The organism is Amycolatopsis sp. NPDC104819 (assembly GCF_055583145.1).
Genome location: NZ_JBVJON010000010.1, coordinates 285,580 through 312,078, shown reverse-complemented (window position 1 = coordinate 312,078; position 26,499 = coordinate 285,580). Strand labels below are relative to the sequence as shown.

Annotated in this window: 10 protein-coding genes; 5 read left to right on the top strand and 5 right to left on the bottom strand. The window is 72.7% G+C overall.

Annotation, left to right across the window (positions count from 1 at the left end; all coding sequences use genetic code 11):
- The first annotated feature begins 89 nt into the window (after positions 1–89).
- Together ACZ63E_RS31455 and ACZ63E_RS31450 are read left to right on the top strand one after the other, a co-directional pair.
- Positions 90–1,727 (top strand): ABC-F family ATP-binding cassette domain-containing protein, encoded by a 1,638-nt coding sequence (locus ACZ63E_RS31455; protein WP_465339768.1) that lies wholly within the window; start codon positions 90–92, stop codon positions 1,725–1,727.
- The gene (locus tag ACZ63E_RS31450; RefSeq protein ID WP_465339767.1) at positions 1,724–2,209 is read left to right on the top strand and encodes a GNAT family N-acetyltransferase; all 486 of its coding nucleotides are present in this window, start codon (positions 1,724–1,726) and stop codon (positions 2,207–2,209) included. The genes ACZ63E_RS31455 and ACZ63E_RS31450 overlap by 4 nt, the downstream gene beginning before the upstream one ends.
- On the opposite strand, the gene ACZ63E_RS31445 is transcribed toward ACZ63E_RS31450, so the two are convergent.
- Together ACZ63E_RS31445 and ACZ63E_RS31440 are read right to left on the bottom strand one after the other, a co-directional pair.
- Positions 2,202–2,429, bottom strand: a complete 228-nt coding sequence (locus ACZ63E_RS31445; RefSeq protein ID WP_465339766.1) for a hypothetical protein — start codon at positions 2,427–2,429, stop codon at positions 2,202–2,204. The genes ACZ63E_RS31450 and ACZ63E_RS31445 overlap by 8 nt on opposite strands.
- Before the next feature lie 56 nt (positions 2,430–2,485).
- Entirely contained in the window at positions 2,486–3,430 is a 945-nt protein-coding gene (locus ACZ63E_RS31440; protein WP_465339765.1) for a methionyl-tRNA formyltransferase, read from the bottom strand.
- A gap of 115 nt (positions 3,431–3,545) precedes the next feature.
- Here ACZ63E_RS31440 and ACZ63E_RS31435 point away from each other — a divergent pair, with 115 nt between their 5' ends.
- Entirely contained in the window at positions 3,546–4,865 is a 1,320-nt protein-coding gene (locus ACZ63E_RS31435; protein ID WP_465339764.1) for a lysine N(6)-hydroxylase/L-ornithine N(5)-oxygenase family protein, read from the top strand.
- A 56-nt stretch (positions 4,866–4,921) separates the two neighbouring features.
- On the opposite strand, the gene ACZ63E_RS31430 is transcribed toward ACZ63E_RS31435, so the two are convergent.
- Genes ACZ63E_RS31430 through ACZ63E_RS31420 form a run of 3 tightly spaced genes read right to left on the bottom strand, consistent with a single transcriptional unit; the run spans position 4,922 to position 7,839 of the window.
- On the bottom strand, positions 4,922–5,737 hold the full coding sequence (locus ACZ63E_RS31430) for an ABC transporter ATP-binding protein (RefSeq protein WP_465339762.1): 816 nt from the start codon (positions 5,735–5,737) through the stop codon (positions 4,922–4,924).
- A 4-nt stretch (positions 5,738–5,741) separates the two neighbouring features.
- A complete protein-coding gene (locus ACZ63E_RS31425) occupies positions 5,742–6,800 on the bottom strand; it encodes a FecCD family ABC transporter permease (protein ID WP_465339760.1) in 1,059 nt (352 codons plus the stop codon).
- A 1-nt stretch (position 6,801) separates the two neighbouring features.
- Positions 6,802–7,839: a FecCD family ABC transporter permease gene (locus tag ACZ63E_RS31420; protein ID WP_465339759.1), complete on the bottom strand. Its 1,038-nt coding sequence runs from the start codon at positions 7,837–7,839 to the stop codon at positions 6,802–6,804.
- Between the two features lie 136 nt (positions 7,840–7,975).
- On the opposite strand from ACZ63E_RS31420, the gene ACZ63E_RS31415 reads away from it, so the two are divergent.
- Positions 7,976–26,008, top strand: coding sequence for an amino acid adenylation domain-containing protein (locus ACZ63E_RS31415; protein WP_465339758.1), 18,033 nt, complete (start codon positions 7,976–7,978; stop codon positions 26,006–26,008).
- Positions 25,993–26,403, top strand: coding sequence for an aspartate 1-decarboxylase (gene panD, locus ACZ63E_RS31410; protein ID WP_465339757.1), 411 nt, complete (start codon positions 25,993–25,995; stop codon positions 26,401–26,403). The genes ACZ63E_RS31415 and panD overlap by 16 nt, the downstream gene beginning before the upstream one ends.
- Positions 26,404–26,499 lie beyond the last annotated feature (96 nt).

Here is a 26,499-nt window from a genome sequence, read left to right as displayed (position 1 = left end):
CAGTGATCAAAGCGCCACCGGACACACACCGTCGGTGGCTTTGACCTTGATCTGACAGTTCACCACGTGCCCGTAGACTCGGCTACCTCATGAGCGCAACTCTCGTCGCGAAGGACCTGGCCGCGGGCCACGGTGACCGCATCCTCTTCTCCGGCCTCGATCTCGTGGTCGCGCCGGGCGACGTCGTCGGCCTGGTCGGGGTCAACGGCGCCGGCAAGTCGACGCTGCTGCGGACGCTGGCCGGGCTCGCGAAACCCGACGGCGGCGAGATCCGGCTGAACCCGCCGACCGCCACCGTCGGGCACCTGCCGCAGGAGCCCGAGCGGCGTGAAGGCGAGTCCGTACGGGGGTTCCTGGCGCGCCGCACCGGCGTGTCGGCGGCCCAGGCGGAGCTCGACCACGAGACCGAAGCCCTCACCGCGGGCGAAGCCGGCGCGGACGACCGGTACGCCGCCGCGCTCGACCGGTGGCTCGCCCTCGGCGGCGCCGACCTCGACGACCGGGCCGCCGAAGTGGCCGCCGACCTCGGGCTCGCCGTCGACCTCGACCAGCCGATGACGTCGCTCTCGGGCGGCCAGGCCGCGCGCGCCGGGCTCGCATCGCTGCTGCTGAGCCGCTACGACGTCTTCCTGCTCGACGAGCCGACCAACGACCTCGACCTGGACGGCCTGGCCCGGCTGGAGCGGTTCGTGTCCGGGCTACGTTCGGCGACCGTCCTGGTCAGCCACGACCGCGAGTTCCTCGCCCGGACCGTCGACCGCGTCGTCGAGCTGGACCTCGCGCAGCAGCAGGTGAACGTCTACGGCGGCGGGTACGAGGCCTACCTCGAGGAACGCGAGGTCGCGCGGCGGCACGCGCGCGAGGAGTACGAGGAGTACGCCGGGACGAAGTCCGCGCTCGAGGCGCGCGGGCGGATGCAGCGGTCGTGGATGGAGAAGGGCGTCAAGAACGCCCGCCGGAAGCAGCCCGACAACGACAAGGTCGGCCGCAAGTTCCGCACCGAGGCCACCGAGAAGCAGGCTTCGAAGGCGCGTCAGACCGAGCGCATGATCGAGCGGCTGGACGTCGTCGAGGAGCCGCGCAAGGAGTGGGAGCTGCGGATGGAGATCGCCGCGGCCCCGCGGGCGGGCGCGGTGGTCGCGACCCTGCGCGGCGCGGTCGTCCGCCGCGGCGGGTTCACGCTCGGGCCGGTCGACCTGCAGGTCGACTGGGCGGACAAGGTCGCCATCACCGGCGCGAACGGCTCCGGCAAGTCGACGCTCCTGGCCGCGATGCTCGGCCGGATCGCCCTCGACGAAGGTCATGCCGCGCTCGGGCCCGGCGTGGTGGTCGGCGAGGTCGACCAGGCCCGGAAGCTGTTCCTCGGCGACGTCCCGCTCGCGGACGCGTTCGCCCGCGAAGTGCCGGAGCTGCCCGACGCCGACGTCCGGACGCTGCTGGCGAAGTTCGGGCTCAAGGCCGCGCACGTGCTGCGGTCCGCGGCGACGCTCTCGCCGGGGGAGCGCACCCGCGCGGCGCTCGCGCTGCTGCAGGCGCGCGGGGTCAACCTGCTGGTGCTGGACGAGCCGACCAACCACCTCGACCTGCCGGCGATCGAGCAGCTCGAGGCGGCGCTGGACAAGTACCCGGGCACGCTCCTGCTGGTGACGCACGACCGCCGGATGCTCGACGCGGTGCACGTCACCCGCCGGCTCGAGGTGGACGGCGGCAAGGTCCGCGAGCTGTGATCGTGCGCGAGGCGGCTCGCGAAGACGGCGACTTCCTCGCCGACATGCTCGTGGCGGCCGTGAACTGGTCGCCGGAGTGGAAGAAGAAGAGCCGGCGCCGCGTGCTGGCGGCGCCGAACACCGCGCACTACATCGCGGGCTGGCCGCGCGAAGACGACTTGGGCGTGGTCGCCGAGGTGGACGGTGAACGCGTCGGCGCGGCCTGGCTGCGCTTCTTTCCGGCCGAGGAACCGGGATACGGCTTCGTCGCGGCCGACGTCCCGGAGCTGACGATCGGCGTCGCCTCGGCGTGGCGGGGCCGCGGGGTCGGGCGGGCATTGCTGCGCGCCCTCGAAGCCCGCGCCGTCGAAGCGGGAATCGGGCGGATCGGGCTCAGCGTCGAACGGAAGAACTTCGCCCAACGGCTGTATCTCGCCGAAGGCTACGAAATCGTCGGCGCCGGTTCCGCGGACTCCGACACCATGGTCAAGATCCTCACCTGAGCCCGCATCGGCTGACGCTGTAATTCTTGTGGCGCATTTCGGGCGGATCGCCGACGTCATCCGAGCCGAGATCTCCTACCCGCTGACCTTGCTCCTGCAGCGCCGGGCCCCAGTACACGTGGGTCGGGACGTCGTCTTCGTTGAGCCGCAACGCATACGTGCTCGACTCCCCGGTGAGCACCCAGGTTCGGTGGTCCTCGAGGTAGCGGATCCCGGCCATGCGGGACATCCTGCTGCGGCGGCGCCGGGCCGCCAAGCGGATGTCCCGCTGACCGGTCAGGGACGGTCGGTGAGGTACCCGCCCATGGTCTTGAAGTAGTCGTGCGCGGCCAGCTCGGCGCCGTCCGCGGTCCGGACCCGCTCGACGCGCAGGCCGGGGGACCGGCCGCGGCGGGCGTCCGGGCCGGCGACGATCACCACGCCGTCACCCTCCTTGATGAAGATGCGGCCGGGTGTGCCGCCGTAGTGGCCTTCGGACACCGACGCCTCGAGGATGCGCAGCTCCTCGCCGCGGTGGTAGGCGAACGCGTTCGGGTACGGGTCGGACAGCGCGCGCACGAACCGCTCGATCTCGGCGGGCGGCGCCGTCCAGTCGATCAGGCTGTCGCGCCGGGCGCGCTTGTGGAAGAAGCTCGCCTTCGTCCGGTCCTGCGGCACGGGCGTGTAGCCGGTCTCGATGAGCTGGATGGCCTCGGCCGTGATCGGCGCGATCAGGTCGACGGTGCGGTGGAAGAGGTCGGTTGTGGTGTCCGTCGGCCCGACCGGGATCGCGCGCTGCAGCACGATGTCGCCGGCGTCGAGCTCGCCGTCCATCATGTGGGCGGTGACGCCGACCTCGGGCTCGCCGTTGATCATCGCCCAGATCAGCGGGGAGAACCCCGCGTAGGACGGCAGCAGCGAGTCGTGGATGTTGAGGGTGCCGTGGCGCGGCAGCTCGAAGATCTCCGGCGGCAGCCAGGTGCGCCAGTTGTTCGCCACGATCAGGTCGAGCTCGGCCGCCTTCAGCTCGGCCAGCAGCTCGGCGTCGTCCGGGCGGGTGCGCAGCAGGACGCGGATGCCGTGGGCCTCGGCGAGGTCGGCGACCGAGTCGGCCCAGATCCGCTCGTAGGCGTGGTCGCTCTTCGGGTGCGTGATCACGAGGGCGACCTCGTGACCGGCGTCGATGAGCGCCTGCAGGGTCCGGTGCCCCCAGGTCTGGTAGCCGAACATCGCCACGCGCATTCGAGAGTGCCCTTTCGTGATCGGGGGACGAACATCACCACGAACGTACTAGGCGAGGCTCGCCTAAGTTAGGTTAGGGTTCCCTGAACGGTACCGGAACGCGCTAGGGAGCAACATGACTGCAGAGGCCGGCGAACAGGTCCCGATCTACGACGTCGTCGGGGTGGGGTTCGGGCCGTCGAACCTCGCACTCGCGATCGCGCTCGCCGAGCACAACGCCGGTTCGGACCGGCCGGTGACCGCGCACTTCCTGGAGCGGCAACCCCGGTTCGGCTGGCACCGCGGGATGTTGATCACCACCGCCACGATGCAGGTGTCGTTCCTCAAGGACCTCGTCACCATGCGCAACCCGACCAGTGAGTTCAGCTTCCTCAACTACCTGCACTCGGTCGGGCGGCTGGTCGACTTCATCAACCACAAGAACCTCTTCCCGCTGCGGGTCGAGTTCCACGACTACTTCGAGTGGGCCGCGGCGAAGGTCGACGACGTCGTCTCCTACGGCACCGAAGTCGTCTCCGTGACGCCGGTGTACGACGGCGGGGAGGTCGCGTACTTCGACGTCGAGGCCTCCGACGGCTCGTCGCTGCGGGCCCGGAACCTCGTGATGGGCACCGGCCTGCGGCCGCAGCTGCCCGAGGGTGTCACCGCGGGCGCGCGGGTCTGGCACAACAGCGAGCTGCTGTTCCGCGTCGAGGCGATGCGCGGCACCGACCCGCGCCGGTTCGTCGTGGTCGGCGCCGGCCAGAGCGCGGCGGAGGTCGCGGCGCTGCTGCACGACGAGTTCCCGCGCGCCGAGGTGTGCGCGGTGTTCGCGCGCTACGGCTACAGCCCGGCCGACGACAGCTCGTTCGCCAACCGGATCTTCGACCCGGAGGCCGTCGACCAGTTCTACGCCGCGGGCGAGCCGGTGAAGGACCGCCTGATGCGCTACCACGGCGCGACCAACTACTCGGCCGTCGACGTCGACCTGATCGACGAGCTCTACCGCCGCGTCTACCGCGAGAAGGTGCTGGGGGTGGAGCGGCTGCGGTTGTTCAACGTCTCCCGCCCGGTCGAGGTGACCGACACCGGGACCGCGGTGACGGCGACGGTCGAGTCTCTGACGACGGGCGAGCGCACGGCGCTGGAGGCCGACGCGGTCGTCTACGCGACCGGCTACCGCCCCGCGGACCCGACCCCGCTGCTCGGCGAGCTCGGCCCCCGCTGCGCGCGCGACGAGTCCGGCCGCCTGCGCGTCGAGCGGGACTACCGGCTGACGACGGAACCGGCTCTGGCCGGCGGGATCTACCTGCAGGGCGGCACCGAGCACACGCACGGCATCACGTCGTCACTGCTGTCGAACACCGCGGTGCGGGTGGGGGAGATCCTGCAGTCCATTGTGGACCGACGAGTGGTGCGCGCGCCCGAAGGGGAGTACGCGGTCAGCGCCCGCTGACGTCGAAACACCGTGAAGGCCTTCTCACCACACCGGTGGGAAGGCCTTCACGGCTTTCAGGTCCGGGCGGGCGCCGGGTGGTGACGGCTGATCGGGATCACCATCGGCGTCCCGCTGATCGGGTCCGGGGTCACCTGGCAGCGGACGTCGAAGACCTCGTCCACCAGCTCCTCGGTGATCACCTCGACCGGCTTGCCCGAAGCCACGACACGGCCGGCCTTCATCGCGATCACGTGGTCGGCGTAGCGGCAGGCCTGCGGGAGGTCGTGCAGCACCATCACGACCGTGCGGCCCTCGGCGCGGTTGAGGTCGACGACCAGGTCGAGGACGTCGATCTGGTGCGCCAGGTCGAGGTAGGTCGTCGGCTCGTCCAGCAGGAGCACCGGGGTGCCCTGCGCGACCGCCATCGCGATCCACGCGCGCTGGCGCTGGCCGCCGGAAAGCTCGTCGACCGGGCGGTCGGCGAGGTCGGTCATCTCCGTCGCCTCCAGCGCCGCCTGCACCGCGCCTTCGTCGGACGTCGACCACTGCCGCCACCAGCTCTGGTGCGGGGCGCGGCCGCGGCCGACCAGGTCGGCGACCGTCATGCCTTCCGGCGCCACCGGTGACTGCGGGAGGATCCCGAGCCGTTGGGCGACCTGGCGCGTCGGCAGGTCGTGGATCGAGCGGCCGTCCAGGTACACCCCGCCCGACTTCGGCGTGAGCAGCCGGGCGATCGTGCGCAGCAGCGTCGACTTCCCGCACGCGTTGGCGCCGATGATCGCGGTGATCTCCCCCGGCGGGAGGTCGAGGTCGAGGCCGTCGATGACCACCCGGTCGTCGTAGGCGACCCGTAGCCCCTCGACGCGCAGCGAGGGTGCGTCCGATGTCATCTTCTCAGCCTCCGGAACCGGATCGGTTGGCCCTGGCCAGCAGCCAGAGCAGGAGCGGGGCGCCCAGCACACCGGTGACGATGCCGACCGGCAGCGCGGACGCCGTGATCTCACGCGCGAGGATGTCGCTGCCCAGCACCACGACCGCGCCGGTGAGCGCGGACGCCGTGATCGGCGGGGCGGCCAGCCGCGCGAGCCGTTGCGCGATCTGGGGCGCGGTCAGCGCGACGAACGAGATCGGGCCCGCCGACGCGGTCGCGAACGCGACCAGCCCCGCGCCCGCCAGCAGCAGACCGAGCCGCACCGGCTGCACCGGCGTGCCGAGCCCGGCCGCGACCTCGTCACCGAGCGACAGCGTGCTCATCCACCGCGAGAGCGCCAGCACCAGCGGAAGCAGCACGCACAGCGCGGCGAACAGCGGCACGACGTGCTCCCAGCCGCGGTTGGCGAGGTTGCCGACCATCCACCCGATCGACGCCTGCGCCTCGGTGATCTGGGCCTTGCTGAGCAGGTAGTCGGTCAGGCTGGTGCACATCGCGAAGATGCCGATGCCCACCAAAAGGATCCGGTAACCGGTGGTCCCGCGCCGCCACGCGAGCGCGTACACCAGCAGCGCGGTGACCAGGCCGCCGAGGAGACCGAGCGTCGTCGTGCCGAGGCCGCCGCCGAAGCCGAACGAGATCCCGGCGACCACGGCGGTGGCCGCGCCCGCGTTGATGCCGATCATGTCCGGGCTGGCCAGCGGGTTGCGGGTGATCGTCTGGAACACCGCGCCGGACGCGCCGAACGCGATCCCGGCCAGCAGCCCGGTGAGCGCCCGGGGCAGCCGCAGCTCCTGGACGATGTAGCCGTTCCCGCTGTCGCTGCCGCCGAAGAGGCCCGAAAGGACGTCGGACACGCTCATCGGGACGTCGCCGATCGTCATGCCGACGCAGAACAGGACGAACGTCAGCACCGCGAGGACGAGGCAGACGAGGAGCAGCCGCGGCCGGACGCGGGCCGACACCGGCGGTTTCGCGAGGCGGAAGGTGACCCGGTCGCGCCGCACGTGGAGCTGGGTCATCTCACGCCTCCGCGAGCTTGCGCCGGCGGACCAGGTAGATGAAGAACGGCGCGCCGAGGAACGCGACGATCACCCCGGCCCGGATCTCGCTGGGGCGCGCCAGGATCCGGCCGAGGATGTCGGCGGCCAGCAGCAGGCACGGCGCGAGCACCGCGGTGTAGGGCAGCAGCCAGCGGTGGTCCGGCCCGATGACGAACCGCACCGCGTGCGGGACGATCAGCCCGAGGAACACGATCGGCCCGGCGACGGCGACGGCCGCGCCGGTGAGCAGGGTGATCGCCAGTGCGCCGCGCAGCCGCAGCGGGCCGAGCTTCCGGCCGAGCGCGACGGCGACGTCGTCCCCGAGCGCGAGGCTGTTCAGCGCGGGCCCGCTCGCGATCGCCAGCACCACACCGACAACGAGAAACGGCAGGACCTGCAGCAGCGCGCCGCTGTCCACCCCGGCGAGCGAGCCGGCCGACCAGAAGCGGTAGCGGTTGAGCGCCACCGGGTCCGACAGCACCATCGCGCTGGTGAAGGAGGCGAGCAACGCCGTGACGGCGGCCCCGGCCAGCGCCAGCTTGACCGGGCTCGACCCGGCCCGGCCGCGGGTGCCCAGGAAGTAGACGACGGTGGTCGCGGCGAGCGCGCCGGCGAAGGCGAACCAGATGTAGCCGTAGGCGGAGCTGATGCCGAGCACGGTGATCGAGAACACGATGGCGAACGCGGCCCCGGCGCTGACGCCGAGCAGCCCGGGGTCGGCCAGCGGGTTGCGGGTCAGCGCCTGCATCACGCAGCCGGCGAGCCCGAGCCCGGCGCCCACGAGCACCGCGAGCAGCGTGCGCGGCAGGCGGACACTGTGGATGATCACGGCGTCCGCGGAGCCGTCGTTGTGCCACAGCACCTGCCAGACCGCGTCGAACGAGATCTCCTTCGACCCCAGCCAGACACTCAGCAGGCACAGGAAAACGAGCACGCCGAAGGCGGCCAGCAGACCGAGCGCGCGGCCCGTGTGTGGCGGGCGTCGCGTGAGAGCGATCCCTCCGGGGTCTGTTCGCACCGCACCTCCGACTGGTACTCATTTTAGGTAAGGCTAACCGATGGTACAGGAGTGCATCCTCACCATCTGTTTGTTAGGTTCACCTAAGTTCGCGCCCCGTTCGGGGCGTCGCTAGCAGCAGGAGGCTGGTCTACCGGTGAGCAACGGTGACGCTGTGCAGCAGGTCGCGGACCTCGGTTTCTGGCGTGATCGCCTCGCGTCGGCGCCGAAGGAGCTGCCGCTGCCGGTCGACCGCCCGTACCCGGCCGAGCCCGTCCCAGCCCGGCTGGCCTGGTCGCCCCCGGCGGTCGACGAGCTGACGGTGCTCGCGGCGTTCACGGTGCTGCTGTCTCGTTACGCGCGGACCTCGGACGTGGTCGTCGGTATCGGCGCGCTGGTGCCGTTGCGGGTCGACCTGGGGGGTGCGCCCGGGTTCGCCGAAGTGGTCGAGCGCGTGCGCGCGGCGCGTGAAGAAGCGTGGGCGCACCGGGTTCCGTTCGACGACCTCGTCGCCGAGCTGCGGCCGGAGCCCGGTCGTGGCGGATCGATGCTCGTCAACGTCGGCTTCGGCGCCGAGACGGACCGGCCCCTCGACCTGAACCTGACCACCGGCGGGGTGCACTACCGCGCCGACGTGCTCGACGAGTCCACTGTGGATCGCATGCTCGGCCACCTCGAGCACCTCCTGGCCGCCGCGCTGGAACGTCCACAGTGGCCGGTCGCGCGGCTGGACCTGGTGCCGGAGCCGGAGCTGCGCCGGATCCGCGACGACTGGAACGACACGGACCTCGACACGCCGCTGTCGACGTTGCCGGAGCTGTTCGCCGCCCGGGTCCGCGAGGCGCCGGACGCCGTCGCGCTCGTCTTAGAAGACGAAGAGCTGACCTACGCCGAGCTCGACGCCCGCGCGAACCGGCTCGCCCACGTCCTGATCGGGCGCGGCGCCGGGCCGGAGCGGGTGGTCGCGCTCGCCGTGCCGCGCTCGGTCGAGATGATCGTGGCCGAGCTGGCGGTGCTCAAGGCCGGCGCCGCGTACCTGCCGCTGGACCAGGACTACCCGGCCGAGCGGATCGCGTTCATGGTGTCCGACGCCCGCCCGGTGTGCGTGGTGACCACGAGCGAACTGGCCGACCGCTTCGACGGCGACGTCCTGCTCCTGGACGAGATCGGTCTCGACGACGCGCCGGACACGGACCCAAACGCGGCGATCGTCCCGGCCAACGCGGCGTACGTGATCTACACGTCCGGCTCGACCGGGCGGCCCAAGGGTGTGGTGGTGCCCCACGCGGGCGTCGCGAAGCTGGTCGCCACCCAGACCGAGCGGTTCGGCATCGGCCCGCACAGCCGGGTGCTGCAGTTCGCCTCCCCGAGCTTCGACGTCGCCTTCTGGGACCTGTGCCTCGGCCTGCTCTCGGGCGGCCGCTTGGTCGTCGTCCCCGCCGAGCGGCGGGTGCCCGGCCCCGAACTGGCCGAGTACGCCCACGCCCAGGGTGTCGACTTCATGATCCTGCCGCCGGCGCTGCTCGCCGAGTTCCCCGAGGACTGCGACCTGCCGCGCGACAGCGTCCTGCTGGCCGGAACCGAACGCGTCTCGCCGGAGCTGGTCCGGCGCTGGGCGCCGGGGCGGCGGATGTTCAACGCCTACGGCCCGACCGAGGCCACGACCAACTCGACGCTCGGCCTCTGCGACCCCGACGTGATGCCGGGCTCGGCGGTGCCGATCGGCGTCCCGGACCCCGGCACCCGCGCGTACGTCCTCGACGGCTTCCTCGCGCCGGTGCCCGTCGGCGTGATGGGGGAGCTGTACCTCGCCGGATCCGGGCTGGCCCGGGGCTATCTCGGGCGCGCCGCGCTGACGTCGGAGCGGTTCGTGGCCGACCCGTTCGGCTCCGGCGGCCGGCTCTACCGCACGGGCGACCTGGTGAAGTGGCTGCCGGACGGCCGGCTGGTGTTCCTCGGCCGGGCCGACGACCAGGTCAAGATCCGCGGGTACCGGATCGAGCTGGGCGAGGTCGAGTCGGTGCTCGCCGAACACCCGCGGGTCGGCCAGTCGGTCGTCGTCGCGAGGGACGGGCAGCTCGTCGCCTACGCCGTGCCGGTGCCCGACCGCGACCCGGCCGCCGAGCAGGGCCACGTCGAGGAATGGCACGCCGTCCACGAAGAGATGCTCGCCGGGTCGACCGGGATCGAAGAGAACTTCGCCGGCTGGAACTCCAGCTACGACGGCTCGGACATCCCCCTCGGGGAGATGCGGGAGTGGCACACGGCGACGATCGAGCGCATCCGGTCGCTACGGCCGAAACGAGTCCTCGAGATCGGCGTCGGCAGTGGCCTGATCCTCTCGCGGATCGCGCCGGACGCCGAAACCTACTGGGGTGTCGACCTTTCCGAGAGCGCGGTCGAGAACGTCCGGCGTGAGGTCGCCGCGATCCCGGAGCTGGCCGGCAAGGTCCACCTCGCTGCCCGCCCGGCCCACGACCTGGGCGAGCTGCCGGCCGAGCCGTTCGACACCGTGATCGTCAACTCCGTCGCGCAGTACTTCCCGAGCGCGGACTACCTCGCCGAGGTCGTCCGGACCGCCGCCGGGCTGCTCGCTCCGGGCGGGACGATCTTTCTCGGGGACATCCGCAACCTCCGTTCGCTGCGGGCCTTCCGCACGGCCGTCGAGCTGCGGCACGGGCGAGGTGACGTCGCCGCCGTCGACCAGGCGATCGCCCGCGAGGGCGAGCTGGTGCTCGACCCGGACTTCTTCCCGGCGCTGGCCCGCGGCCTGGCCGGCTTCGACGACGTCGACCTGTGGGTGAAGCGCGGCGAGGCGCACAACGAGCTGACCCGCCACCGCTACGACGTCGTCCTGCGCAAGGCGCCGAGGCGTTCCGCGGCCGAGGAGCAGGTGGTCGCGTTCGGTGATCTCGGGGCGGTGGAACGGTTCCTGGCCGCCGAGGCGCCGGAGCGGCTGCGGGTCACCGGGGTGCCGGACGCGCGGCTGGCCGGGGAGCTGGCCGCCGTGCGCGCCCTCGACACAAGCGACCTGTCCGCGGCGCTCGACGCCTTGGACCGCCGGGACGGCGTCGACCCCGAGGACCTGCACCGGCTGGGCGACCGGGCCGGGTACCGGGTCGCGGTGACCTGGGCGGCCGCGGCCGGTGAGCTGGAAGCCGTCTACACCCGAGGCGACGAGGGGCCCGCCGCCTACCGGCCGACGCGCGGCCAGGGGGCCAATCCCTCGTCGTACGCCAACAACCCGGCCGCCCGCCGGGAGACCGGCGCGCTCGTGGCGGCCCTGCGCGCCCACGTGCGCGACCGGCTGCCGCTGTACATGGTGCCCTCGGCGTTCGTGGTGCTGGACAAGCTGCCCGTGCTCGCCTCGGGCAAGCTCGACCGCAAGGCCCTGCCGAGCCCGGAGCGGTTCACCGCCGGGCCGGGCCGCGCGCCCCGCAACCCCGTCGAACAGCTGCTGTGCGAGATGTTCGCCGACGTCCTCGGGGTGCCGCAGGCCGGCCCGGACGACGACTTCTTCGCTCTCGGCGGCCATTCGCTGCTCGCGACCCGGCTGATCCAGCGCATCCGCGCGGCGGTCGGCGCCGAGGTGCCGGTGCGCGCGGTGTTCGACGCCCCGACCCCGGCCGCGCTCGCCGACCTGCTGGCCGGCGCCGCCACCGGGACCGAGCGGCACCCGCTCACCCGCGTCACCGAACGGCCCGAGCGGCTGCCGCTGTCGTTCGCGCAGCAGCGGCTGTGGTTCCTGCACGGGCTGGAAGGCGGGTCGGCGACCTACAACGTCCCGCTCGTCATGCGGCTGACCGGTGAGCTGGACGTCGAGGCGCTGCGGTCCGCGCTGAACGACGTCCTCGCGCGGCACGAAGCCCTGCGGACGGTGTTCCCGACCGCCGACGGCGTGCCCTACCAGGAGATACTCCCCGAAGCCGAAGTGGAGCTGAGCGTCCGCCCGGTGTCCGATGTGGACCCCGAAGTGGACAGCCTGGTTCGTGGCGTGTTCGACCTCGGCGCCGGCGTCCCGGTGCGGGCCGCGCTGCTGACCGTCGACGCGCGACGGCACGTTCTGGTCCTCGTCGTGCACCACATCGCGGCCGACGGCTGGTCCCTCGCTCCGCTCTGGCACGACATCGCCGCGGCCTACCGCGCCCGGCTGCGCGGGGAAGCTCCCGAGTGGACACCGCTGCCCGTCCAGTACGCGGACTACACGCTGTGGCAACGGGAACTGCTCGACACCGAAGAGGCCACGCAGCTCGGCTACTGGCGCACGGCCCTCCACGGCCTGCCCGAACGCATCCCGCTCCCGCTCGACCGGCCGCACCCGGCGGTGTCGGCCTACCGCGGCGAGTTCTTCACCTTCGCCTGGGACGCCGGCCTGCAGGCCGGGCTGACCGACCTCGCGCGGGCGTGCGGCGCGAGCCCGTTCATGGTCGTGCACGCGGGCCTGACCGCGCTGCTGTCCCGCCTCGGCGGCGGCACCGACATCCCGATCGGCACCCCGATCGCGGGCCGCACCGACCAGGCCCTGGACGACCTCGTCGGGTTCTTCGTCAACACCCTCGTGCTGCGCGTCGACGCCGGGGGCGACCCGTCGTTCCGCGACCTCGTGGCGCGGGTGCGGGACCGCAGCCTCGATGCGTATGCCCACCAGGACGTCCCGTTCGAGCGGCTCGTCGAAGCGCTGAACCCGGCGCGGTCGCTGGCGCACCACCCGCTGTTCCAGACCATGCTCGCGTGGCAGAACACCCCCGGCGCGGGGGTCGAGCTGCCCGGGCTGACCGTCACCGAGCAGCCCGTCGGCACCGGCACGGCCAAGTTCGACCTCTGGTTCTCCTTCACCGAGCGCGCCGACGGCATCCACGGCCAGGCCGAGTTCAACGCCGAGGTGTTCGACAGCGCGACGGTGACCGGCCTGCTCGACCGCCTCGAAGTCCTGCTGCGCCAGGTCGTCTCCGCGCCGGACCGCCGCCTCGGTGGCCTCGACGTCCTCACCCCGGCCGAACGCGACGCCCTGCCCGCGATCTGGTCGGGGACCGTCGAGGACGTCCCCGCGGTCACCGTGCCCGAGCTGTTCGCCGCCCAGGTCGCGCGCACCCCGGACGCCAAGGCGCTCATCTTCGAAGACGAAGAGCTGACCTACGCCGAGCTGGACGCCGTCTCGAACCGCCTCGCCCGCGTCCTCGCCGAGCGGGGCGCCGGTCCCGAGCGCGTCGTCGCACTGGCGCTGCCGCGCTCGGCACACCTGGTCACGGCCATCCTCGCGGTGCTCAAGACCGGTGCGGCCTACCTGCCGGTCGATCCCGGCTACCCGGCCGACCGCATCGCGTTCATGCTCGAAGACGCCGCCCCGGCGCTGGTCCTGGCCGACGACCTGCCCCTGCTCGACGGAGTTTCGGACGCGCCCCTCGACGTCGTCCTCCGGCCGGAAAACCCCGCGTACGTCATCTACACGTCGGGGTCGACGGGCCGCCCCAAGGGTGTTGTCGTGCCGCACGCGGGCATCGTCAACCGCCTGCTCTGGATGCAGGCCGAGTACGGCCTGACCGCCGGCGACCGCGTGCTGCAGAAGACGCCGTCCAGCTTCGACGTCTCCGTCTGGGAGTTCCTCTGGCCGCTGGTCACCGGCGCCACCGAGGTCGTCGCCCGGCCGGACGGCCACAAGGACCCCGCTTACCTCGCCCGGCTGATCCGGGACCGCCGGGTCACGACCGTCCACTTCGTCCCGTCGATGCTGCAGGTGTTCCTGCAGGAGCCGGCCGCGGGGGAATGCACGAGCCTGCGCCGGGTCCTGTGCAGCGGCGAAGCGCTGCCCGCCGACGCGGTCGTCCAATTCGGCCAGGTCCTGGACGCCGAGCTGCACAACCTCTACGGCCCTACGGAAGCCTCGGTCGACGTCACCTCCTGGCGGACGTCCCCCGAGGACACGACCGTCCCGATCGGACGTCCGGTGTGGAACACCCGGACCTACGTCCTCGACGCCGCCCTGCGCCCGGTCCCGCCCGGCAGCGCCGGTGAGCTGTACCTCGGCGGAGTCCAGCTGGCCCGGGGTTACCTCGGCCGCCCCGGGCTGAGCGCCGAACGGTTCGTCGCGTCGCCGTTCGAGCCGGGGGAGCGGATGTACCGCACCGGCGACCTCGCCCGGTTCCGAGCCGACGGTGTCCTTGAGTTCCTCGGCCGCGGCGACGAGCAGATCAAGATCCGCGGCTTCCGCGTCGAGCCCGGCGAGATCGCCGCGACGCTGGCCGCGCACGACGACGTCGCCCACGCGGTGGTCGTGGCTCGCGAGGACCGGCCCGGCGACGTCCGCCTCGTCGGGTACGTCGTGCCCGCCGAACTGTCCTCGGTGGACGAAGCCGAGCAGGTCGGCGAGTGGCGCGAACTCTACGACTCGATGTACGCGGGCGCCGCCGACGAGTTCGAAGGCTGGAACTCCAGCTACACCGGCGAACCGATCCCGCGGGTAGAGATGCGGGAATGGCGGGACGCCATCGTCACGCGGATCCGGTCGCTGCAGCCGAGGCGGGTGCTGGAGCTCGGCGTCGGCACCGGCCTGCTGCTGACCGAGCTGGCCCCGGACTGCGAGTCCTACTGGGGCACCGACTTCTCCGCCGAGGTCATCGCGTCGCTGGGCCGCCGGGTCGAGGCCGACCCGGCGCTCGCCGATCGTGTCGAACTGCGGACCGGCGACGCCGCCGACGTCAGCGGCTTGCCGGCCGGGTTCTTCGACACGATCGTGCTCAACTCCGTCGTCCAGTACTTCCCGAGCGGGACGTACTTGCTGGAGGTGCTGCGCAAGGCCCTCGACCTGCTCGCGCCGGGTGGGGCGTTGTTCGTCGGCGATGTCCGCGACCTGCGCCAGGTCCGGGCCTTCCACACGGCGGTGGCCGAAGCGCGCGGGGGCGACGTCGAGCAGAACCTGCTGCGGGAGAAGGAGCTCCTCGTCGCGCCCGAGTTCTTCGCCGGGCTCGACGGGGTCACCGCGGACATCCGGGTCAAGCGCGGCCGGGCGGTGAACGAGCTGACCCAGTACCGCTACGACGTGGTCCTGCGCCCCGGCTCGGCCGTGGCAGCCGAGGTCCCCGCGCTCGTGTGGGGCACCGACCTGTCCACTGTGGACGAGGTAGCCGGTCCGAGCCGGATCGAACGCGTTCCGAACGGCCGCGTCACACCGGGCGGCGTTAACCCCGAAGACTGGTACACGTTCGGTGACGCGCACGGCTACCGCACGGTCGTCACCTGGTCCGCGACCGGCGACGGCTCGGTGGACGTGCTCTTCACGACCGGAGACCCCGCCGGTGCCTTCCGGCCGGGGACCGGCCCACTGCTTTCCTACACCGGCAACCCCGGCCGCTTCCGCCGGATCAGCACGCTGACCGCGGACCTGCGCGCCCGGGCCGCCGAGCGGCTGCCGGAGCACATGGTCCCCTCGGCGATCGTCGTGCTCGACACGCTCCCGGTGACCGCCAACGGCAAGCTCGACCGCCGCGCCCTGCCCTCGCCGGACCCGGTCGCGCCGACGTCCGACCGTGAACCGCGCACCCCGGTCGAACGGCAGCTGTGCGAGCTGTTCGCCGACGTCCTCGGCCTGCCGCGGGTCGGCCCGGACGACAGCTTCTTCGCCCTCGGCGGCCACTCCCTGCTGGCCACCCGGCTGATTGCCCGGATCCGCACGACGCTGGACGCCGAGCTCGAGGTCCGGTCGGTGTTCGAGACGCCGACCGCCGCCGGCCTCGCGGGGCTGCTCGCCACCGGGAGCGGAACCGCCCGCCCGCCGCTGGTCCCGGTGGCCCGGCCGGCGCTGGTGCCGCTGTCCGGCGCGCAGCAGCGGCTCTGGTTCCTGCACCACCTGGAAGGCCCGTCCGCCACCTACAACGTCCCGCTGATCATGCGCCTCGAAGGTGAAGTCGACGTCGAGGCACTGCGCACCGCACTGTCTGATGTGGTCGCCCGGCACGAAGCGCTGCGGACGCGGTTCCCGCAGCACGAAGGCGTTCCGTACCAGGACATCCTCCCGGCCGGAGAGATCGACCTGCCGGTACGGGACGTCACCGATCTCGACGCGGCGCTGACCGGGCTGGTCCGCGGCTCGTTCGACCTCGAACAGCAGGCGCCGATGCGCGTGGAGCTGCTGCGGGTGGGCGAGCGCGAGCACGTGCTGGCCCTGGTGTTCCACCACATCGCCTCCGACGGCTGGTCGATGGCCCCGCTCTGGCGTGACATCGCCACGGCCTATGCCGCCCGGCAGCGCGGCGAGCGTCCACAGTGGACGCCGTTACCGGTGCAGTACGCGGACTACACGCTGTGGCAACGGGACCTGCTCGGCAGCGAGGACGACCCGGACAGCGTGCTGAGCGCCCAGCTCGACTACTGGCGCGACACCCTGGACGGCCTGCCCGACCGGATCGAGCTGCCGCTGGACCGGCCGCACCCGGCGACCGCGACCTTCCGCGGTGAGCTGCACACGTTCACCTGGGACGCCGACCTGCACGCCCGGCTCACGGAGCTGGCGCGGGAGTCCGGCGCGAGTGTGTTCATGGTGGTGCACGCGGCCCTCGCGGCGCTGCTCACCCGCCTCGGTGCGGGCACCGACGTCCCGATCGGCTCACCCATCGCGGGCCGCACCGACCAGGCGCTCGACGACCTCGTCGGGTTCTTCGTCAACACGCTCGTGCTGCGCGTCGACACCGCGGGCGAGCCGTCCTTCCGGGACCTGGTGGCGCGGGTCCGCGAGCGCAACCTCGACGCCTACGCCCACCAGGACGTGCCGTTCGAGCGGCTCGTCGAGCTGCTCAACCCGGCGCGGTCGCTCTCGTACCACCCGCTGTTCCAGGTGATGATCGCCGGGCAGAACAACACCCGCGCGGAGGCGACGCTGCCCGGGCTGACCGTCTCCGAAATCCCGGTGACCACCGGGACGTCGAAGTTCGACCTGTCGATCTCGCTGACCGAACGCGAAGCCGGGATCGCGGGGGTGCTGGAGTTCAACACCGACGTCCTCGACCACGCGAGCGCCGACGCGATCCTGCGCCGCCTCGAAGTCCTGCTGCGCGCGGCGCTGGCCGCGCCGGACCGCCCGGTCGCGGCCTTGGACCTGCTCGCCGGGGACGAGCGGGAGCAGGTCCTGACCTGGTGGGCCGGGTCGCTCGAACCGGCGGGCACCGAGACGTTCCCCGGCCTGTTCGCCCGCCGCGTGGCCGACGCCCCGGACGCGGTCGCCCTGGTCTTCGAGGACGTCGAACTCACCTACGCTGAGCTCGACGCGCGGGCCAACCAGCTGGCGAACCTGCTGCTCGAGCGGGGCGCCGGGCCCGAGCGGGTGGTCGCGCTCGCCGTGCCGCGGTCGGTCGAGATGATCGTCGCGGAGCTGGCCGTGCTCAAGGCCGGCGCGGCGTACCTCCCGATCGACGTCGACTACCCCGGCGACCGGATCACCTACATGGTCGAGGACGCCGGACCGGTCTGCGTCGTGACGACGCGGGAGATCGACGCGAAGCTGCCCGCGGGGGTGCCCCGGGTGCTGCTGGACGACCCGGCGCTCGCCGGAATGTCCACTGAGGACCCCGCGGTGGCCGTCAAGCCCGAGAACGCGGCGTACGTGATCTACACGTCCGGTTCTTCCGGCCGGCCGAAGGGGGTTGTCCTCCAGCATTCGGGAGTCGCGAAGCTGGTGGCCACCCAGACCGAGCGGTTCGGGATCGGCCCGCACAGCCGGGTGCTGCAGTTCGCGTCGCCGAGCTTCGACGTCGCGTTCTGGGACCTGTGCCTCGGTTTGCTCTCGGGCGGCCGGTTGGTCGTCGTCCCGGCCGAGCGCCGGGTCGCCGGGCCCGCGCTGACCGAGTACGCGCACCGGCACGCGGTAGACTTCATGATCCTTCCGCCCGCGCTGCTCGACGCCATGCCCGCGGACTGCGACCTGCCGCGTGACAGCGTCCTGCTGGCCGGGACCGAGCGCGTGTCGCCGGACCTGGTCCGCCGGTGGGCGCCGGGCCGCCGGATGTTCAACGCCTACGGCCCGACGGAGGCCACGACCAACTCGACGCTCGGCGAGAGCGACCCGGTCGAGCTCGCGGACGCGACGGTCGTCCCGATCGGCATCCCCGACCCCGGCACCCGGGCGTACGTGCTCGACGCCGGGCTGCGGCCGGTGCCGCCCGGAGTGGTGGCCGAGCTGTACCTCGCCGGCTCCGGGCTGGCCCGCGGTTACCTCGGGCGGCCCGGGTTGACGGCGGAGCGGTTCGTCGCGGACCCGTTCGGCTCCGGCGGGCGGCTCTACCGGACCGCTGACCTGGTGAAGTGGCTGCCGGACGGCCGGCTGGTCTTCCTGGGCCGGGCCGACGACCAGGTCAAGATCCGCGGGTACCGCATCGAGCCGGGTGAGATCGAGGCCGTGCTCACCGAGCACCCGGCCGTCGGGCAGTCGGTGGTGCTGGCGCAGGACGGGCGGCTCATCGCCTACGCCGTCCCGGCGGCCGGCCGGGACGAAGAAGCCGAGCTCGACCACGTCGGTGAATGGCGCGAGCTGCACGAGAACATCTTCACCGACGCGGCGGCCGGCGGGCTGGAGGAGAACTTCACCGGCTGGAACTCCAGCTACGACGGCTCGGAGATCCCGCTCGAGGAGATGCGGGAGTGGCACGCGGCGACGATCGACCGCATCCGCGCGCTCGAGCCGAAGCGGGTCCTCGAGATCGGTGTCGGGTCGGGCCTGATCCTGTCCCGGATCGCGCCGGACGCCGAGGCGTACTGGGGTGTCGACCTGTCCGAGAAGGCGATCGCCAACCTCCGGCGGGAGCTCGCGACAACGCCGTTCGCGGACAAGGTCCACGTCGCGGCCCGCCCGGCGCACGACCTCGGGGACCTGCCCGACGAGCCGTTCGACACGGTGATCATCAACTCCGTCGCGCAGTACTTCCCGAGCGTCGACTACCTCGCCGAGGTCATCCGCACGGCTGCCGCGCGGGTCCGGCCGGGCGGGGTGATCTTCCTCGGCGACATCCGGAACCTGCGTTCGCTGCGGGCGTTCCGCACGGCGACCGAGCTGCGCCACGGCCGCCGTGACGCGGCCGCGGTCGACCAGGCCATCGCGCGCGAGGGCGAGCTCGTGCTCGATCCGGACTTCTTCCCGGCACTGGCTCGCGGCCTGGACGGGTTCGACGACGTCGACCTGTGGGTCAAGCGCGGCAGCGCCCACAACGAGCTGACCCGCCACCGCTACGACGTCGTCCTGCGGAAGGCCCCGAAGCCGGCGGCGGTCGAAGAGACCGTCGTCGCGTTCACCTCGGTCGACGAGCTCGAGCGGCTGCTGGCCGAGCGTCCGGCCCGCCTGCGTGTCACCGGAGTGCCGGACGCGCGGCTGTCCGGCGAGCTGGCCGCGGTCGCCGCGCTCGCCGCCGGTGATGCCGACGCGGCACTGTCCGCCTTGGACGCCGAGCCGTCCGGAGTGGACTTCGAGCGGCTGCAGGATTCCGGCTACCGCGTCTACGCGGCACCCACGCACGAAGGTGCGCTCGAGGTCGTGTTCACCACGGGGGAGCCGACACGGATTCATCGCGCGCGTCCGGTGCGGGCCGCGTTGGCGACCCTGGGCAACCACCCGGCCGGGCAGCGGGACACGAGCGCGCTGGTGTCCGCCCTGCGGGCACACGTGCGGGACCGGTTGCCGCAGTACATGGTGCCCTCGGCGTTCGTCGTGCTGGACCGGCTGCCGCTGCTCGCCTCGGGCAAGCTCGACCGGCGGGCGCTGCCCAGCCCGGACCAGCAGGCGGTCACCGCCGGCCGGGCGCCGCGGACCCCGGTCGAGGAAGTCCTGTGCGGACTGTTCGCCGAAGTCCTCGACGCGTCCGCGATCGGGGTCGACGACGACTTCTTCGCCCTGGGCGGGCATTCGCTCATGGCGACGCGGCTGGTCGCGCGGGTGCGCGCGGTCTTCGGCGTCGAGCTGCAGGTGCGGTCGGTGTTCGAGACCCCGACGGTCGCCGGGCTCGCCGCGCTCCTGGCCACTTCGGACTCGACGGCCGCCCGGCCCGCCCTGGTCCGCGCCGAGCCGCGGCCGGACGTGCTGCCGCTGTCGTTCGCGCAGCAGCGGCTGTGGTTCCTGCACCGGCTCGAAGGCCCGTCGGCGACGTACAACATGCCGACCGCGGTCCGGCTCACCGGCGACCTCGATACCGAGGCCCTGCGCGTCGCACTGTCCGATGTGGTCGAACGCCACGAGGCGTTGCGGACCGTCTTCCCGGAGATCGACGGCGAAGCCCGGCAGCGGGTCCTCGACGACGTCGAGATTCCGCTGAACACCCGTGAGGTCACCGAAGCGACACTCGCGGACGCGGTGTCCGAAGTGGCCGGCACGGTGTTCGAGCTGGAGTCGGAAGTCCCGCTGCGCGCGGAGCTGCTCCGCCTGGGCCGCCGGGAGCACGTCCTGGTGCTGGTGTTCCACCACATCGCCTCCGACGGCTGGTCGACCGCGCCGCTGTGGCGGGACCTCGCGACGGCCTACACCGCCCGGCAGGCCGGTGCCGCTCCCGAGTGGGCTCCGCTGCCGGTGCAGTACGCGGACTACACGCTGTGGCAGCGCGACGTCCTCGGCGAGCCCGTGATCGAACCGCAGCTGGCCTACTGGCGCGAGGCGCTCGCGGACCTGCCGGAGCGGATCGAGCTGCCGACCGACCGGCCGCACCCGGCCGAGGCGTCGTACGAGGGTGAGCAGTTCGCGTTCGGCTGGGACGCCGAGCTCCACAGTGGACTGGTCGAGCTGGCCCGCGCCTGCGGCGCCAGTGTGTTCATGGTCGTGCACGCCGGGCTCACCGCGGTGCTCACCCGCCTCGGCGCGGGCACCGACGTCCCGATCGGCACGTCCATCGCGGGCCGCACCGACCAGGCGCTCGACGACCTCGTCGGGTTCTTCGTCAACACCCTGGTCCTGCGCGTGGACACCGGCGGCGACCCGTCGTTCCGCGACCTCGTCGCGCGGGTGCGGGACCGCAGCCTCGACGCCTACGCCCACCAGGACGTCCCGTTCGAGCGGCTGGTGGAGGCGCTGAACCCGGCGCGGTCGCTGGCCCACCACCCGCTGTTCCAGACGATGCTGGCTTGGCAGAACAACGCCGTCGCCGACCTCACGCTCCCCGGGCTGACCGTCGCGGAGGAACCGGTCCGCACCGGCACCGCCCGGGCCGACCTGGTGTTCTTCGTCGGCGAGCGGCCCGGCCACCAGGCCGGGATCCACGGCACCGCCGAGTACAACAGCGACGTCTTCGACCGCGCGAGCGTCGAGGCGATCCTCGGCCGGCTCCGGGCGCTGCTGCGAGCCGCCGTCGCCGACCCGGACACCCGGATCGGTGCGATCGACCTGCTCACCGGCGCCGAGCACGAGCAGCTCGCCGCCGACCCGGCGACGCCCCTGCCCGCGCAGACGCCCGCCGAACTGTTCGCCGCGCAGGTGGCCCGCACGCCTGAGGCCACGGCACTGGTGTTCGGCGGCGAACGCCTGACCTACGCCGAGCTGGACGCGCGCGCGACCGAACTCGCCTCGGCGCTGCTCGCGCGCGGCGCCGGACTGGAACGGGTGGTGGCGGTCGCGTTGCCGCGGTCGGCGCAGCTGGTCACCGCGCTCCTGGCGGTGCTCAAGACCGGCGCGGCGTATCTGCCGCTGGACCTGAACCACCCGGCCGAGCGCGTCGAGCTGATGCTGGCCGACGCCGATCCGCACCTGGTCATCGCCGAAGACGGCTTCGGCGACCGGTTGGTCCGGCCCGGATCTCGTGGTGAAGAACCGGCTTCCTGGCCGTCGATCAGCCCGGACAACCCGGCCTACGTGATCTTCACGTCCGGCTCGACCGGCCGCCCGAAGGCCGTCGCGGGCACCCAGCGCGCGCTGGCCAACCGGCTGCACTGGGGTCGCGCGGTCGCCGAAGGCGTGCGGGTCGCGAAGAGCGCGCTGACGTTCATCGACGGCTCGACCGAGCTGCTCGGCGGGCTCGTCGCGGGCGACCCGGTGGTCCTGGCCGACGACACGACGGCCACCGATCCGCACGCCCTCGCCGAGCTGGTGCGGGCGTCCGGCGCGCAGGTGCTGACCGTGGTGCCGAGCCTCCTCGACAGCTTCGCCGAGGACACGGCCGACGGTGCGTTCGACTCCGTGACGACGTGGATCACCAGTGGCGAGCCGCTTTCCACGGCTCTCGCCGAGAAGGTCGCGCTGAAGTGGCCGTCGGCGAAGCTGGTCAACCTCTACGGCTGTTCGGAGGTCGCGGGGGACAGCCTGGCGCAGGTCTGCGGCCCGGTCGCGATCGGACGGCCGGTCGCGAACACCCGCGCGCACGTGCTCGACGCCGCGCTGCGGCCGGTGCCGCCGGGCGTCCGCGGGGAGCTGTACCTGGCCGGCGCCGGGCTCGCGCGAGGTTATCTCGGCCGGCCGGCGTTGACGGCGGAGCGGTTCGTCGCGTCGCCGTTCGAGCCTGGGGAGCGGATGTACCGCACCGGCGACCTGGTCCGCCGTCGCCCCGACGGCGCCTTGGAGTTCCTCGGCCGCGCGGACCAGCAGATCAAGATCCGCGGGTTCCGCGGCGAGCCGGGGGAGGTCGAAGCCGCGCTGACCGCCTTTGTGGCCCGCGCGGCGGTGATCGCCCGCGACAACCGCTTGATCGCCTACGTCGCACCGTCCGGCGACCCGGCCGCGCTGCGGGCGTCGCTGACCGCGCGGCTGCCGGAGCACCTGGTGCCGTCGGCGATCGTCGTGCTGCCGGAGCTGCCGCTGAACGCCAACGGCAAGCTCGACCGCGCCGCCCTGCCTGACCCCGAGGTCCGGCCTTCGGACCGGGTCGCGCGGACCCCGGCCGAGCAGGCGCTGTGCGAGCTGTTCGCCGACGTCCTGGGGGTGCCGCGGGTCGGCCCGGACGACGGGTTCTTCACCCTCGGCGGCCACTCCCTGCTGGCGACGCGGCTGGTCAGCCGGATCCGTGCGCTGCTCGACGTCGAAGTCCCGATCCGCGCGGTGTTCGACGCGCCGACCCCGGCCCGCCTGGCCGCGCTGCTCGATAGGGGCCGTGAGAGCCGCCCCGCGCTGGTCCCGGCGGACCGGCCCGAGGTGCTGCCGCTGTCGTTCGCCCAGCAGCGCCTGTGGTTCCTCGACCGCCTCGACGGGCTGAGCGCGACCTACAACATCCCGTGGGCGTGGGAGCTGACCGGACCGGTCGACACCGGCGCGCTGCGGGCGGCGCTCGGGGATGTCGTGGCCCGGCATGAGATCCTCCGGACGGTCCTCGCCGAGGACCACGGCACACCCCGTCAGGTGGTGCTGGACCCGGGCGACAAACGCGCGCGGCCGGTGCTGGTCACGGAACCGGCGGCCGACCTCGACGAGAGCGTCACCGCCGCGGCGTCGTACTGCTTCACCCTCGACGCCGAGATCCCGGTGCGGGCCACGCTCGTGTCGGCCGGTCCTGAGCGGCACGTGTTCGTGCTGCTGGTGCACCACATCGCCGGTGACGGCTGGTCGCTGCCGCCGCTGAAGCGCGACCTCGACACCGCGTACGCCGCACGGCTGCGCGGTGAACGTCCACAGTGGACGCCATTGCCCGTGCAGTACGCGGACTACACGCTGTGGCAGCGGGAGATGTTCGGCCGCGCCGACGACCCGAACAGCCTCCTTGGCCGCCAGGCCGCGTTCTGGCGCGACACCCTGGCCGGGCTCCCGGACGAGCTCGCGCTGCCGGCGGACCGGCCGCGCCCGGCGCGCTCGACCAACCGGGGCGGCGTGGTGCCGTTCACCGTGCCCGCCGGGATCCACCGCCGCCTGCGGGACCTGGCCCTCGGCAGCAACACCAGCACGTTCATGGTGCTGCAGGCGACACTGGCGGCCCTGCTGACCCGGCTCGGCGCGGGCACCGACATCCCGCTCGGCACACCGGTGGCCGGCCGCACCGACCACGCGCTGGAGGACCTCGCCGGGTTCTTCGTCAACACGCTGGTGCTGCGCACCGACACCGGCGGCGACCCGACGTTCCGGGAGTTGCTGGAGCGCGTCCGCGAGGCCGACCTCGCCGCGTACGCCCACCAGGACCTGCCGTTCGAACACCTCGTCGAGCTGCTCAACCCGGCCCGGTCCCTGGCCCGGCACCCGCTGTTCCAGGTCATGCTCGCCGTCTACCACTCGGGTGCCGAGCAGGAGCGGCTGCTCGGGCTGGATGCGGCCTACCGGGACACCGGGCTGCGGCAGGCGAAGTTCGACCTGTCCTTCGACCTGGTCGAAACCCCTGAGGGCATCGAGGGTGACCTCGAGTTCAGCCTCGACCTCTTCGACGAGCCGACCGCGCGGACGCTCACCGAGCGGCTGGTGCGGCTGATGACGGCCGTCGTCGCGGATCCCGACCGGCCGCTGAGCCGGATCGACGTCCTCGAGCCCGGGGAGCGGCGGCGGATCCTGCACGACTGGGGCGCCGGCGAGCCGCTGACCACCGCGGCGCCGACGGTGGTCGACCGGCTGGCCGCCCAGGTGGCGGCGACCCCGGGAGCGACCGCGGTGAGCGACGCTTCCGGCAGCGTCACCTTCGCGGAGTTCGCGGCGCGGACCGACCGCCTCGCGCGGTGGCTGGCGTCGCACGGCGCGGGTCCCGAGCAGGTCGTCGCGCTGGTGCTGCCGCGGTCGGCGGCGGTCGTCGAGGCGATCTTCGGCGTGTTCAAGACGGGCGCGGCGTACCTGCCGGTGGATCCGGACCAGCCGGCGGAGCGGATCTCGGCGATCCTGGCCGACGCCGGCGCCGCCCTGGTGCTGACGAGCCGCGCCTCGGCCGCGCCGGTTCCTGGTGCGCTCTTCGTCGAGGACATTGTGGACAGTGCCGCGACGCTGACCCCGGCGTCACCCGCGAACCCGGCGTACGTGCTGTACACGTCCGGCTCCACGGGCAAGCCCAAGGGTGTGGTCGTCCCGCATTCCGGGCTGGTGAACCTGTTCCACAGCCACCGCGAGACGCTTTACCGCCCGGCGGTGGCCGCCGCGGGCGGACGGCGGCTGCGCGTCGGGCACGCGTGGGCGTTCTTCTTCGACGCCTCCTGGCAGCCGCAGCTGTGGCTGCTCGACGGGCACGAGGTGCACGTCGTCGACGACGAAACCCGCCGCGATCCCGACCGGCTGGCCGCCGTGGTGCGCGACCGCGGGCTCGACTTCCTCGAGCTCACGCCGTCGCACTTCGCGCAGCTGGCCGCGGCCGGAGTGGTCGACGACGGGAAGTGCGCGCTGGGTGTGGTCGGTGTCGGCGGCGAAGCTGTTTCCCCATCGCTGTGGGAGGAACTGCGCGCGTTCCCCGGCACCGAGGCGTACAACCTCTACGGGCCGACCGAGGCCACTGTGGATGCTCTGGTCGCGCGGATCGGTGACAGCGAACGTCCAGTGGTCGGGCGGCCGGTGCACAACGCGCGGGCGTACGTCCTCGACGGCGGCCTCACCCCGGTCCCGGCCGGGGTCCCGGGCGAGCTGTACCTGGCCGGCGCCGGGCTGGCCCGCGGCTATCACGACCGGCCCGCGCTCACCGCGGACCGGTTCGTCGCGGACCCGTTCGGGCCGGCGGGGGAGCGGATGTACCGCACCGGCGACCTGGTGCGCTGGCGGCCGGACGGGCAGCTCGAGTACCTGGGCCGCACCGACGACCAGGTGAAGGTCCGCGGCTTCCGGATCGAGCCGGGCGAGATCGAGACGGCCCTGACCCGGCACGACGACGTCGCGCAGGCGCTGGTCGTCGTCCGCGAGGACCGGGAGAAGCAGCTGGTCGCCTACACCACCCCGGGCCACGCCGATCCCGCGCGGCTGCGGGAGTTCGTGGCCCGCTCGCTGCCGGCGTACATGGTGCCCGCGGCGATCGTCCCGCTGGACGCGTTTCCGGTGACCCCCAACGGGAAGCTCGACAAGGCCGCGTTGCCCGCGCCCGAGTTCGAGCGGCGCGGCCGGGCGCCCGAAACACCGCTGGAGAAGACCCTCTGCGAAGTCTTCGCGGAGGTGCTGGACGTCGACGCCGTCGGTGCCGACGACGACCTGTTCACCCTCGGCGGCCATTCGATGCTGCTGGTGGTCCTGCGCAACCGGATCACCGAACGGCTCGGGACCGAGCTCCCGATCGCCGAGTTCTTCCGCACCCCCACCGCGGCCGGGCTCGCCGCCCTGCTGACCGACAACCAAGGAAACCGATGCAGCGCACCCTGATGAACGCCAAGATCCACCGGGCCACGGTGACCCAGGCCGACCTGCACTACGTCGGGTCCCTGACCATCGACGCCGACCTGATGGCCGCCGCGGACATCGTCGAGGGCGAGCAGGTCCAGGTCGTCGACATCACCAACGGCGCCCGGCTGGAGACCTACGCCATCACCGGCGAGCCGGGCACCGGCGTGATCGGTGTCAACGGCGCGGCCGCGCACCTCGTGCACCCCGGCGACCTGGTCATCATCATCACCTACGCCCAGGTCGACGAGGCCGAGCGCGCCCGGCACCGGCCGCGCGTGGTGCACGTCGACGCCGAGAACCGGCAGGTCCACTTGGGACACGACCCGGCGGAGCCGGTTCCCGGCGCGGAAGCCCAGCTGTCCGGTCGGAACTGACGCAGGTGGGCGTGGACACAGGTCGGTCGCGGTGGTTGCTTTTGGCAGGCTCGCCTAAATAAGGTGTGCCTATCCTAAAGACTGGTGAGAGGTTCT